11 protein-coding genes are annotated in these 12557 nt (G+C 71.5%); 5 read left to right on the forward strand and 6 right to left on the reverse strand.

What is annotated here, in order from left to right; all coding sequences use genetic code 11:
- The 5 genes from ASF76_RS16255 to ASF76_RS16275 all read right to left on the reverse strand — a co-directional run.
- A partial coding sequence (locus ASF76_RS16255) for an ATP-binding cassette domain-containing protein (RefSeq protein WP_156459305.1) occupies positions 1-249 on the reverse strand: 249 nt, incomplete at its 3' end.
- A 2-nt stretch (positions 250-251) separates the two neighbouring features.
- A complete protein-coding gene (locus ASF76_RS16260) occupies positions 252-1664 on the reverse strand; it encodes an FGGY-family carbohydrate kinase (protein WP_082485227.1) in 1413 nt (470 codons plus the stop codon).
- Positions 1661-2701, reverse strand: coding sequence for a class I mannose-6-phosphate isomerase (locus ASF76_RS16265; RefSeq protein ID WP_055960305.1), 1041 nt, complete (start codon positions 2699-2701; stop codon positions 1661-1663). Before ASF76_RS16265 ends, ASF76_RS16260 begins: the two co-directional genes overlap by 4 nt.
- A complete protein-coding gene (locus ASF76_RS16270) occupies positions 2698-3963 on the reverse strand; it encodes a LacI family DNA-binding transcriptional regulator (protein ID WP_055960310.1) in 1266 nt (421 codons plus the stop codon). The genes ASF76_RS16265 and ASF76_RS16270 overlap by 4 nt, the downstream gene beginning before the upstream one ends.
- An 85-nt stretch (positions 3964-4048) precedes the next feature.
- Positions 4049-5047 carry an aldose 1-epimerase family protein gene (locus ASF76_RS16275; RefSeq protein ID WP_055960313.1) on the reverse strand — a complete coding sequence of 333 codons (999 nt, stop codon included), beginning with the start codon at positions 5045-5047 and terminating at the stop codon, positions 4049-4051.
- 128 nt (positions 5048-5175) lie between these two features.
- Between ASF76_RS16275 and ASF76_RS16280 the strand changes: the two genes are divergently transcribed.
- From ASF76_RS16280 to ASF76_RS16295, 4 genes are all read left to right on the forward strand, one after another.
- Entirely contained in the window at positions 5176-6015 is an 840-nt protein-coding gene (locus ASF76_RS16280; RefSeq protein WP_055960316.1) for a class I fructose-bisphosphate aldolase, read from the forward strand.
- A gap of 91 nt (positions 6016-6106) precedes the next feature.
- Entirely contained in the window at positions 6107-7261 is a 1155-nt protein-coding gene (locus tag ASF76_RS16285) for a Gfo/Idh/MocA family protein (protein WP_055960320.1), read from the forward strand.
- 177 nt (positions 7262-7438) lie between these two features.
- Positions 7439-8434 (forward strand): LacI family DNA-binding transcriptional regulator, encoded by a 996-nt coding sequence (locus tag ASF76_RS16290; protein WP_055960324.1) that lies wholly within the window; start codon positions 7439-7441, stop codon positions 8432-8434.
- 128 nt (positions 8435-8562) lie between these two features.
- Positions 8563-9717: a nucleotidyltransferase family protein gene (locus tag ASF76_RS16295; protein WP_055960328.1), complete on the forward strand. Its 1155-nt coding sequence runs from the start codon at positions 8563-8565 to the stop codon at positions 9715-9717.
- Positions 9718-9729: 12 nt separating this feature from the next.
- On the opposite strand, the gene ASF76_RS16300 is transcribed toward ASF76_RS16295, so the two are convergent.
- Positions 9730-11064 (reverse strand): O-antigen ligase family protein, encoded by a 1335-nt coding sequence (locus tag ASF76_RS16300; RefSeq protein WP_162240832.1) that lies wholly within the window; start codon positions 11062-11064, stop codon positions 9730-9732.
- 31 nt (positions 11065-11095) lie between these two features.
- On the opposite strand from ASF76_RS16300, the gene ASF76_RS16305 reads away from it, so the two are divergent.
- Positions 11096-12538, forward strand: a complete 1443-nt coding sequence (locus tag ASF76_RS16305) for an oligosaccharide flippase family protein (RefSeq protein WP_156459306.1) — start codon at positions 11096-11098, stop codon at positions 12536-12538.
- Positions 12539-12557 lie beyond the last annotated feature (19 nt).

Genomic DNA, 12557 nt, shown 5'->3' on the forward strand with positions numbered 1-12557 from the left:
GGAGGCGACCTGCGGGTTGGACATCTCGATCGGCTTGCCGTCGAAGAGGATCTCGCCCTCATCGACCGCCAGGTTGCCCGACAGGGCTTTCACGAGGGTCGACTTCCCGGCGCCGTTGTCGCCGATGAGAGCGGTGACCTCCCCCGGGTAGACCTCGAAATCGACGTTGTTCAACGCCCGGACATGGCCGAACTGACGCGACAGGCCCCGCGCCTGCAGCACAGGGACGGCTGTGGTGACTGACGACATCGTCAGCTCCTTTCGTTGGTGAGAAGCACGCTCTCGTCGGAGACGAGAGAGGAAGACAGGAACGTCTCGGCGACGTCCTCGAACGATCCGGTCGAGGCGGCGAAGGCGGCGAACAGCGCCGCCCCGTACGCGGTGCCCTCGTCGTGGGTCGACACGGTGACCTCCGGCAGAAGCGACGAGCGCGAGCGGACGACGGACGCCATGGTCGACCACCCCCCGGTGAGCACGGTCGAAGTAGGAGGAGCGACCTCGCGGTCCATCACCGCCATGCATTCGGCGAGCATGTCGTTGCCGTGGCGCAGGCTCGCCGCGAACAGCTCGGCGGGGCTGAGCCCGTCGCTCTGCGCGACGATCTTCAGCACGCCGTCGTCGTTGCGCGCGCCCGAGACCTCGAGGCCGCCGTCGGCGAGGGTGCCGTCGACGGGCAGTGCCATGGCCGCATCATCGATGCGCGCCCGGCCCGTGGCATCCGTGATCCCGAGCAGCTGCAGCACGCGCCGCATGAGCAGCCCCGACTTCGTGCCCGCCAGCAGCACGTACTTACCGGGGATGACATGGCGCACGCAGTTGATGCCAGCGTGGGCGAGTCGCTCTCGGGCGTCGAACGGCAGGGTGTCGTCGAGCACGCGCACGAGCGCCTCAGCGGTACCCATCGAGTCGTACAGCTGGCCCGTGCGGGTGGCACCGGCGGCGACGGCCGAGACGAGGTGGTCGTGTCCGGCGATCGTGAGCGCGGCTCCCTGGAAGCCCGCGGGCAGAGCGGGATCGTCCAGTGCCCCGACGGCCTCCCCGGCACTGACGCGCGCACCGAGGATCGACTCGTCGACGCCCAGCACGTCGAGGGCCGCGGCCCACGGGGTGCTGTCGTCCTGGTCGATGAGCCCGGTCCGAGAGACGAGCGAGTACTCGGCCACCCGCGGCCCGCCGAGGGCGTGCACGACGAACTCGGGGACGTTGAGGAAGGTCGTTCCGGCGAGCGCGATGCCGCTCTCGCGCAGGTACAGCAGCTTCGCGATGGATGCCAGCGGCCCCACCGGCAGCCCGGTGCGGCCGAGGAACTCGGCGCGGAACGCCGCGGGCGTCGCCAGGATCTGCTCGGCGCCGCGCGGGTCGAACCACGCCATGAGCGGCGCCAGCGCGGTGCCCTCGGCATCCAGGAGCACACCCGCCTCCGCCATGCCCGAGACGGCGAGGGCGATCACGCGATACCCGTCGTCCAGCCGCGCGTCCGCCTCGGCGGCGAGCTCGCGCACCACGGCGATCGCGCGCTCGGCGGGCATCTCGGCCCGACCGTGGTCGAGGTTCGTCCACGGGGAGGGTCGACTGACGACGAGCACCTGGTGCCCGTCGGGGGTGGCGACCAGCAGCTTGGTGCTGGTGCTTCCCATGTCGATGCCGACGACATAGTCGCTCATCGAACTCCCCCACCGCGGAGGGTGCCGGGCCAGCCGACGCCGGGGGATGCCACGAGCACCTCGGCCTCGCCGGTCAGGCGCCACGCGCCGAAGGCGTGCGGCACGGCGTACACCTGTCCGCGCTCGACATCGGTCGAGCCCGCCTCCGACACCATCGCGCCGGACCCCTCGCGCACGAGCACCACCGCGAAGCCCGCCTCGCGCGCCGCGGTCTCCCCCGCGGCGTCGAACAGGCGGAAGTACGGGTCGGCGACGGCCGGAAGCAGCGAGCGGAAGTCCGCCCCCGCCGGGGTCGTGCCGGCCGTGCTGATGAGAGCGCCCAAGGCTGCGGCATCCATCTTCTCGGTCGACACGGCGGGCATGACCGCGTCGAAGCCCAGGTCGAGGTGCGACTCCTCTCGGGTGGAGGTTGTCACCGACCACTCCAACAGGATCGAGAAGTCCGTGGGTTCCTGCACCTCGGCGACGAAGATGCCGCCGTCGATCGCGTGCACCGTCCCGGCGGGTACGAGCACACCCATACCCGGACGCACGACCACGCGGTTCATGCGCGACAGCATCCATTCGCTGTCCTGCGCGTCGCGGCGGCGGTCGAGCTCGTCGCGGTCGACGTCCTGGTTCCAGCCGACGTGCACGGCGCAGTCGTCCTCGGTCTCGAGCACGTACCAGGCCTCGGTCTTGCCGTAGGGACAGTCGAGGTGGGCGCTCGCGAACCCCCGGTCGGGGTGCACGTGCACGGGAAGGCGCTGACGCGCGTCGAGGAGCTTGACCAGGATGCCGAGATCGGCGGCATCCCGCCCGCCCCGTGCCCCCACCCACGACGCGCGATCGGCGGTGACGAGGTCGCGGAGGAAGGCACCCTGGTCGGTGACGGCGAGGCCGATGTCATCGGAGCCGAAGCGCGACACGGTCGAGCCGAGCCACTCCTCAGGCTGACGGTCGGTCTCGGGCACGATGCCGCGGAGGGCGGCGATGCGGTCGCCGCCGAGGTAGAAGTGCTGCACGGGGTTGGGCGGCAGCAGGACGGGCGTCGTCACAGGGCTCCGATCGGGGCTGCGGCCGGAACGGCGGCATCGCCGCCCGGCTCGGGGTGGACGAGGGTGAGCGCGGTCGCGACGAGGGCTGCGGCGGGCTCGACGAGGACGGCGGGGAGCGTCGCCGACGACGCAGATTCGGAACGCCGCGACAGAATCGCATCGGGCGCGAAACCGCGTCCGAATCCGTTGCGCCGCTCCGATTCCGCGAAGGCCACCGCGACCGGCCGACCCGCCGGGGCGACCTCACCCGATCCGCGCGGCACGAGGCGCGTCGGCACGACGATGCGGGCGGGCCCCTCGTCGGGGCGTTCGGCGCGCTCTCGCAGCAGCGAGAACGCGGCCGTGGCGAGAAGCCGCGGGTCGTGGTCGACGAAGGTGATGCCGGGATCGAGCACCTCGGCGAGGGTGAAGTCGCCGAACGAGATGAGCGCCGGCATTCTCAGTCCCCTCGCGCGAATGGCGCGGACGGTGCCGATCGCGGCGAGGCTCGTCGCGCACAGCAGCGCGGTGGGGGCGTCGTCACGCTCGAGGAGCCGGGAGGCTTCGGCGGCTTCCCCGCGCCCGAAGCGTTCGTGGGTGACGACCAGCGACGGGTCGAAGGGGAGCCCCGCGGCTGCGAGGGCCGAGCGGTAACCGGCCAGCCGGTCGCTGACGGTGGGGTAGGGCACGTCCTCGCCCATGAAGGCCACGCGTCGGTGCCCATGAGCGATCAGCGCGGCGGTGGCCTCGACGGCCGCCCCGAAGTCGTCGATGACGACCGCGTCGATGCCGGAGCGCACCCGGTCGATGCAGGCCACGGGAAAGCGGGTGCGCAGGGCCGCCAGGGTCGAGGCCGCGACCGCCACGGGCGCCACGATGAGCCCCGCCAGTCGGTGCCCGGTGAGGCGCTCGAGCTGTGCGCTCTCGCGGGCGGCGTCGTAGCCGGTGCTGGCGAAGATGACGCTGAGGCCCTCCGCGACCGCGAGCTCTTCCACGACGCTGACGAACGCGGCGAAGAAGGGGTCGCTGATGGCGTCGATCAGGATGCCGATGGTGTCGGCGTCGCGGCGCTTGAGCTCGCGGGCGCTCCGGTCGGGCACGAAGCCGAGCTCGCGCACGGCACGCAGGACGCGTTCCCGGGTGGGCGGCAGCACCCCCGTCTCGTCGTTGATGACCCGCGACACGGTCTTGGGGCTCACGCCTGCCGCCGTCGCGACGTCGATGAGCCGAGCGCGCGGCCGAAGCGTCGTGGCCTCGCCGGCCGTCTCTCGCTCGTGCGTCATCGCTGCTCCGACATCGTTGTCTTGCGGATCGGGAACCCTCGTTCGGGCTCTGCTGGAGTCAGCATGAGCCTGCGGGACAACGTTGTCAAGTCACGGATCCGTCTCGGATGACATCGATGTCGAGGCCGAGCTCCCACGCCGATCCCGGCCCGAGCTCGCGCAGCAGACCCGCCGCCCGCGCGTCGGCGCGCCCGAGGATCGTCGCCGCCGTCGCCGGCTCCACGCCGAGGACGACCGCGCCCTCCTGCGCCACCCGCCACTGGAACATCCCCGGCAGCACGGCGGTGTGGAACGAGATCCGGATGCCGAGCCCCGACCGCGACACGACCTCGGCGGCGACACGACGGTCTACGGGCAGCTCGTGCGCGAAGACCTGCTCGGGGTACTCCGCGACGGGCTCGGGGAACTCCGCCCACGACGCGAGACCCGCCTCTGTCGCCGCATCGCGGGCACGCACCCGTTCCGCCGGCGAGCGCAGCACGGAGCCGGCGTCGATCACCGGCCAGCCGAGGTTGACGTGATAGAGCACCATGGGCTCCACCGCGCGCGAGCCGCGGTTCACGATCTCGTCGCGCAGCTCGATCCGCCCCGCCCCGAACGGCAGCCGCACACGCCGACGCAGTTCGAGGTGCGCTCCGAGCACGGTGGCCTCCACGACGGTCGCCTCCACGATCACGGCGTCATCCGAGACCTCCGATCGGGTGACGGATGCCGCGAGCCCGCTGTACCGCCCGTGCTGCGGATGCTCCCCCTCGGCGTCGACCGACGGTGGGCCGAACGACAGCAGCCCGCAGGTCGTGACGAGGCCCCCGCCGAACGACGCCCCGAAGCCCCCGGCGCCCGGCCGTGGCCACCCCGTCGGCGACACCCAGGCCAGTGGCACCCCGCGGTGACGCACCTGTCCGATGTCGAGCCCGCGGTCGGGCAGCAGTTCGACCTCGAGCTCTCCCGCGATCACCCGCAGACGCCGGGTTCCGGCATCCGGTCCATCGGTGCGCACCGAGGCTTCCACGCTCGCCACCTGCGCGAACGAACCCGTGCGCCGCCGCGCCTCGTCGACCGTCGATCCGTACAGCTCGCCCATGAGCCCCGCCTTCCTCGCCGTTGCGCGGCTCACGCTAGCAGTGATTGACAACGTTGTCTCGTCACCCGCATACTGACCGACGAGCGCAGAGCAGCGCCCCGACACGACGTCTCGGAGACCCACACCCCATGTCGAAACCCCGCCTCCACCGCCTCTTCAACGCGAAATCCGGCCGCGCGCTCGACGTCGCGGTCGATCACGGCGCGTTCCACGAGCACAACTTCCTCACCGGTATCGAAGACATGGCGAAGACCGTCGCGACGCTCGTCGACGCCGGCCCCGACGCCGTTCAGCTCACCCTCGGCCAGGCGCCCCTGTTGCAGTCCGTCCCCGGCAAGCAGAAGCCCGGACTGGTGCTGCGCACCGACATCGCCAACGTCTACGGGGATCCGCTCGAATCGCCCCTGCACAGCATCCACGTTCCGGATGCCATCGAGGTCGCCGTCCGTCTGGACGCGGTCGCCGTCTGCGTGAACCTGCTCGACCTGCCCGGCGAGCCGCAGGTGCGCGAGCAGTGCATCCGATCGATCCTCGCGCTGCGCACCGACGCCGAGCGGTACGGGATGCCGTTGATGATCGAGCCGCTGGTCATGCAGACCAAGCCCGGCACCGGCGGCTACGGCGTCGACGGCGACACCGCCAAGATCGTCACCCTCGTCCGCCAGGCGCGCGAGCTCGGCGCCGACCTCATCAAGGCCGACCCCACCGACGACATCACCGAGTACCACCGGGTCATTCAGGCGGCGGGTGACACCCCGCTCCTCGTGCGCGGCGGGGGCCGTGTCGACGACCGCACGCTCCTCGAGCGCACACGGGCCGTGCTCGAGCAGGGCGCGCGCGGCATCGTCTACGGCCGCAACGTGATCCAGCACCATGACCCGGCCGGCATCACCGCGGCGCTCATGGCGGTCGTCCACGACGACGCCTCGGTCGACGACGCCCTCGCCCTCATCGGCGGTGCCGCGTGAGCCCGCTCCAGGTCCCAGCCTCTTGCAGCCTCGCCGCCACGACCGCCGACGCCCGCGCCACGATCCCCGCCAGTCGCGAAGGAGACCAGGAATGACCGGCAAGAAGGTCGGAATCGGCATCATCGGCGGCGGCCTCATGGGCCGCGAGATCGCTGCCGCCCTGCGCCGCTGGCCGGCGCTCATCGATCACCCGGCCGAGCCCGAGCTCGTCGCCGTATGCGACATCAACCCGGCCGCCCTCGAATTCTTCGAGCGCATCGACACCGTGCAGCTGACCACGACCGACCACCACGAGCTCCTCGCCGACCCGCGCGTCGACGTCGTCTACATCGCGGTGCGCCATGATCTGCACGAGCGCCTGTACGTCGACACCATCCGCGCCGGCAAGGCGCTGCTGGCCGAGAAGCCGTTCGGCATCGACCGCGCCGCCGCCGACGCGGTCGTCGCCGCCATCGACGAGACGGCCGGGTCGTTCGTCCGCGTCTCGAGCGAGATGCCGTTCTTCCCCGGTGCGCAGTGGGCCGTCGACTACGTCACGTCGGGCGCCCTCGGCCGCATCGTCGAGGCGAAATGCACGTTCCTCCACGCCAGCGACATCGATGTGAACAAGCCGCTGAACTGGAAGCGGCAGAAGCAGTTCTGCGGCGACGCGGGCGTGCTCAACGACCTCGGCATGCACACGTGGCACGTGCCGCTGCGCCTGGGTTGGACGCCCGAGAAGGTCGTCGGCATCCTGCAGGACGTCGTCACCGAGCGCCCCGGCCCCGACGGCACCCTGCAGCCGTGCGATACGTGGGACAACGCGGTCATCCACTCGTGGGCCCGCCACGACGGCGCGGCCTTCCCGCTCACCACCGAGACCAAGCGCATCGCGCCCGGGCAGAAGAACACCTGGGAGTTCGAAGCCATCGGCATGTCGGGCGGCGTGCGCTTCAGCACCAAGAACCCCAAAGAGGTGCAGGTCTTCGCCTTCATCGACGTGCCCGGGGTCGGCCGCGAGCAGAGCTGGCAGAGGATCGACGCCGGCAGCCAATCGGTATGGCCGACGGTGACGGGCCCGAACTTCGAATCGGGATTCTCGGATGCCATCCTGCAGATGTGGGCGGCCTTCCTCGCCGAGTACGTGGGCGAGCTGGGCGACGGCTTCGGCTGCGTCCGTCCCGAGGAGGCCGCGCTCACGCACCGCCTTTTCGCCGCCGCGATCGCGTCGCACGAGAACGGGACGTTCGTCGCCCCCGAGCTCTGACCTCCTCCCGACAAACCCGTCGAGTGTCCAGGACTCGCCGCATCCGTCGCACGGCGGCGGCGTGTCTGTGACACTCGACGGGCGCACCGGCCCCCGCCGGCGCGCGGATCCCGGAGTCGGCCGGCCCGGATCCCTATGCTCGGAGGATGCCGCACCCGACGGCATCCGAGGAGACTCATGCGCAAGACCGGCCGGCCCACGATGGTCGACGTCGCCGCCGACGCCGGAGTGAGCCTGAAGACCGTCTCGCGCGTCATCAACGGCGAACCCCACGTCGATCCGGGCCTGGCCGAGCGGGTCGCCGCCGCCGTGCAGCGCCTCGGCTACCACCGCAACGCCCTCGCGGCGAGCCTTCGCTCCGGCAGCCGCGACACCATCGGCTTCATCGCCGCCGACCTGTCGAACACCTTCTACATGGCCGTCGCCGCCGCCGTCTCCACGATCGCCGCCCGCGAGCGCATGCACCTCGTCATGGCCTCCAGCGAAGAGGATGCCGACATCGAGCGCTCCCTCGCACTCGACCTGTGCCAGCGCCAGGTGGGGGGTCTCATCGTCGTCCCCACCGCAGACGACCACGCCTATCTGGCACGCGAGGTCGAACTGGGCACCCCCGTCGTCTTCCTCGACCGCCCCGGCAGCGGCATCCCGGCCGACGCGATCCTGCTCGACAACCGCGGGGGCGCGCGCGCGGCCGTGGCCGAGATGCTCGCCGCCGGACACCGCCGCATCGCCGTGCTGCTCGATCGCCGCAGCATCTACACGATGTCCCAGCGGTGGGCCGGCGTCGAAGAGGCCTTCGCCGCCGCGGGCCGGACGCCCGACCCGGCGCTGGTGATCGACGGCCTCCACACCCCGGTCATGGCCCGCGACGCGATGCAACGGCTGCTCGACGGCGACGGCGCTCCCACGGCCGTCTTCTGCGCGAACAACCGCGTCACGATCGGGGCGCTGGAGGCGATCCTCCCGCGCGGGGCCGACGTCGCCGTCGCGGGCTTCGACGACTTCGAGCTGTCACGTCTGCTGCCCCGTCGCATCCGCATCGTCGACTACGACGTCGCCGATCTCGGTGCCCGTGCCGCGGAGACTCTGCTCGCTCGTGCCGCCACGCCGGCGACGGGTTCCCACACGCACCTCGTCCCCACGCGTCTGGTCTACCGGGGCGGCATCCGCTGACCGCCCCTTGCTGGTGAGATTCGCCCCTGCGCGGGTGATTTGAAGGGGGCGTCCCGGTGACCTGGCCCCGGTGGCACCGGTGAGACGGCAAGACTGAGAGGTCACCCGCCGTCTCCCTGAGGTCATCCATGCGCAGTTCCGTCCCCCCTGATCACGGGTGGATCCCGATCGCGTACGGCGCGCTCGATATCCGCGGATCCGACCACTTCGCCGAGGACGCCGACGTGCTGGTGCTGCCGACGCGGCCGGGCGAGGCCCTGTGCCTGGTCGGCGAGGGCGCGACCCTCTGGCGGCGGCTCGTCGCCGCCGGCCCCGTCGCTCCGGCGTCGTTCACCCCCGAAGAGAACGCGATCCTGGCGCACCTCAGCGCTCTGAGCCTGGTCACGGTCGCGGCATCGCACCCCGCACAGATCACCGCGCTGCACCCCCCGACGCTTTCGTCACCGCTGCACGAACTCGTCTACGCCCTCGTCGCGCGTGTGGCGGCGCACCAGGGCATCGCGTGCGTGTTCACCAAGGGTCCCGCCCTCCGCCTCCAGGGCCTGCGCGAACGCGAGCATTCGGGCGACGTCGACCTCTGGTGCGATCCCGCACGCGTCGACGAGCTCGCCGATGCACTCGTCCCGTGGGGCTGGGACCTCGCGCCCGACCCCTGGCGCGGCACGACGATCCACCACACGGCGACGCTCACCCCCCGGCGATGGGGGTGCGAGATCGACATCCACCGACGCTTCGCCGGGCTCGTGCTCGATGACGACCGGGCTTTCGCGCTCGTGCTCCGCGACGCCGTCCCCCTGCGCTTCGGCGCCGTCGATGTGCTCGTCCCCGCTCCCGCCACGCACGCCGTGCTGGCGGCGCTGCACGCGGTGCGTCCCGAGATCGGCGCCGGCCCGCGCACCCTCGCTACCTCGGCCTCCGCGCGGGCCTTCCTCTCCCGTGTCGAGGGAAGCGTCGCTCGGGCGCGTGAACTCGGCGCCGTCCCGGCGTTGCGTCTCGAGCTCGAGCCCCTGACCGCCCCCGGCAGCCTCGAAGCGGATGCCGCGGGCACCCCGCGCGACTGGGCGTGGCGGCAGCAGCCCGACCACGTCCGCGCCTATTGGATGGCGATGAGCGGGGTGTCCTGGCCGATGCGCGCACGGCTGATCCTGCGGTTCGTCTGGCCGCCCGACGATGTCGCGATGGCCTCCGCCCGCCACGCGGGCCACTCCGCCACGACCCCGCAGCGAGCGCGATGGATCCGCCTCCGGCGCGGCATCCGCGACTGGGTGCGGCGGCGTCGCTGAACCGAGAGGGGCTCAGCGACGGCGCGCCCGCAGGGCCGCACGGGTGAGCGGGACGGAGGCAGCATCCAGGGCGCGGGTGAATTCGTCCTCCTCCCGCTCGATCCACCCCTGGCCGGCCAGGACGAAGAGCGGGATGAGGGCGGATGCCGACAGGGGACCCCACCCCACCAGACCGAACGGGGTCTCCGTCGCCCCCATCACCAGCAGCGCCATCACGAACGCCACCCCGACGCCGCGCTGCCGCGCGGACGGTCGACGCAGTGTGGCGAAGAGCGCGATCACCAGGAGCGCTCCCCAGGCGACCAGCACCACCGCCCCGCCCTGCATCAGTGCCGTCAGGGCGAGGTTGTGCGCGTGGCTCGCGGCGCTCGAGAGCACGGATCTCAACAGGGCGTAGTTGTCGGCGAACCAGTGGGCGCCCAGGCCGAAGAACCAGTGGTCGCCGAGCTGCTGCCTATCGAAGATCCAGATGGCTCCCCGATAGGTGTACGCCTCGGGATCGGTCTCGGTGAACGGCAGCCAGAACACGGCGAAGACCGCCACGGCGAAGCCCCCGACGGCGACGGGAGCGAACGCGCTCCGCGGCAGCACCCGGGCCAGGAGGAGCACCGCCAAGACGACCGCGACCCCCACGAGGGCAGTCCGCGACGACGACAGGATGAGCGCCCACATCACGACGGCGAACAACACCAGCCGCACGGGCCATCGTCGCGCGAGGAACACGAACGGCAGGGCGAGCGAGAGGAACATCCCGAAGGTGTTGGAGTGGGTGAAGATCCCGGCCAGCAACGGCGCCCCCGTCAACGACTTGTCGAAGCTGTTCGTGCCGCCTGCGATGAGCACCTTCGACGGTGCCAGGTAGACCGCGGCGATCGAGGCCGCGGCGACGATTGCGCCGAGATAGCCGACCAGCGCGAGGTCCGGCGTTTTCACCCGCACACTCACCAAGAGCGCGCCCACGGCCGCGGTGACGAGCAGGCCGAGCGTCGGTGGGCGCCCGTGGACCAGTTCGTTCGCTGCCAGCACGAGACCGGGGGCGATCACCAGGATCAGGCTCGGCGCCGTCACCCTCCAGAACAGCCCCACGAAGAAGGTGGTGGCGACGGCGACGACCGGCACGACGATCGCGCCGAGGCTGTCGAGCGTCAGGGCCAGAGCGACGGCCGAGGTCTTGCCCTCCACGTAGTGCTGGCGGTCGCTGAACACCGTCTCGACGACGGGCGACGCGATCGAGTACGCCCAGACCAAGATCACCATCGCTCGGCGGGCGCGTACGGAGTCGACTAACCCGGGGGTCGACGAACGGGGGCCTCCGGGGGCGGCTCTTTCGCTGGTTAGCGTGCTCACGGCCGTCACCGTACAGCGCAAGGAGAACCCCGTGACCACGACCGACGTCGTCGCCCCCCGGAGGAAGGGGGCGTTCTTCCTCCTCGGGGCGCAGTGGGGACGATACGTCTCGCAGATCCTCGGAATCGTCGTCCTGGCGCGACTGGTCGGGCCCGCCGACTTCGGCATCGTCGCCCTCGGAGCCTCCCTCGCGGGGCTCGCCGCCGTCCTCGGCGATTTCGGTCTCAGCATGGCGGCATTGCGCGCGCCCTCCCTCGACGGACGCCAACGCACGAATCTCTTCTGGATGAACGCCGGCATCGGCGGGCTCGCGGCCGCTGTCGTCGTGGCGATAGCCCACCCCTTCGCCGCCGTCTTCGACGACGACCGACTGGTGACGGTGCTGCTGTTGCTCGCGCCCGCCTTCCTGCTGCGGTCGGCCAGCGCGCAGTTCCGCGTCGAGTTGAACCGCTCGGGGCGCCTGGGGCGGTTGGCCGTGGCCGAGCTGACGGGCGACCTGTCAGGACTGGTGGTCGCGGTGATCGTGGCCCTCTTCGGCGGCGGTTACCTCGCGCTCGCCCTGCAGGGCACGCTCGCCGCGGCCGTGACGCTCGTCCTCGCGCTCGTGTTGACCCCGTGGCATCCGGGTCTCCCCCGACGCGGAGCCGAGATGCGCGGGCTGTTGACCTTCGGGGGGAACACCTTCCTGGTCCATGCCCTGAACTACGCGTCGACGAATGTCGGCACGCTCATGATCGCCCGCACCGCGACCGATCAGGTGATCGGCTATTTCAACCGGGCGACTCAGTTGGTGAATCTGCCGATCGACCAGTTGATCACCCCGCTGACGCGCGTCGTCATCCCCCACCTCGCCGACGCACCCGGACCGGCCGAGGTGGGTGCGCGTCTCTCACGGTTCCAGACGGTCCTCTGCTATCCCGCTTTCGCCTATCTCAGCCTCTTCGTCGCCACCGCGCGGCCCGCCATCGAGGTCGTGCTCGGACCCGCGTGGGCGGATGCCGCGGCCTTCGTGCCCGTCCTCGCGGTCGCTGCGGTGTTCCAGACGCTCGGGTACCCCCAGTACTGGGCCTTCGTGTCGACCGGGCGTTCACTGATCCTGCTGGCGTCCGAGGCGGTGGGCCGCGTCGCGATGATCGCGCTCGCGGTGGCCGTGTCGTTCCAGGGACCGATGGCCGTCGCCTTCGCGATCGCCGCGGGACAGATCCTCCTGTGGGCGGCGGCGGCCGTCGTCTTCCTGCCGCGCACCGGTGTGCGCTCGAGCGTGCTCATCCGGGCGGCTCTCGCGCCCGTCGCCGTCTTCGGTGCCGCGTGGGCCACCGCCACTCTCGCGGACGCCGCCTTCTTCACCCCGCTCGACTCCCTCGCCCGCCTGTCCTGCACCGCCGGGGTCTGGGCGATCGTCGTGTCGGCGCTGATCCCGCTCCTCGCCCGCCGCGACCTTCGTCTCATCGCGGCGACGATCCGGCGGAGGTGACATCGGCGGCCGTCGTCAC

It is taken from the genome of Microbacterium sp. Leaf151 (assembly GCF_001424225.1).
In the GTDB taxonomy this organism is placed as follows: Bacteria; Actinomycetota; Actinomycetes; order Actinomycetales; family Microbacteriaceae; genus Microbacterium.

What these genes read in the sequence shown, in the direction of transcription:
- ASF76_RS16295 (WP_055960328.1), top strand. Translation starts at nt 8,563, where the DNA reads ATGCGCAGTTCCGTCCCCCCTGATCACGGGTGGATCCCGATCGCGTAC.
- ASF76_RS16280 (WP_055960316.1), top strand. Translation starts at nt 5,176, where the DNA reads ATGTCGAAACCCCGCCTCCACCGCCTCTTCAACGCGAAATCCGGCCGC.
- ASF76_RS16270 (WP_055960310.1), bottom strand. Translation starts at nt 3,963, where the DNA reads ATGACGCACGAGCGAGAGACGGCCGGCGAGGCCACGACGCTTCGGCCG.
- ASF76_RS16275 (WP_055960313.1), bottom strand. Translation starts at nt 5,047, where the DNA reads ATGGGCGAGCTGTACGGATCGACGGTCGACGAGGCGCGGCGGCGCACG.
- ASF76_RS16260 (WP_082485227.1), bottom strand. Translation starts at nt 1,664, where the DNA reads ATGAGCGACTATGTCGTCGGCATCGACATGGGAAGCACCAGCACCAAG.
- ASF76_RS16285 (WP_055960320.1), top strand. Translation starts at nt 6,107, where the DNA reads ATGACCGGCAAGAAGGTCGGAATCGGCATCATCGGCGGCGGCCTCATG.
- ASF76_RS16290 (WP_055960324.1), top strand. Translation starts at nt 7,439, where the DNA reads ATGCGCAAGACCGGCCGGCCCACGATGGTCGACGTCGCCGCCGACGCC.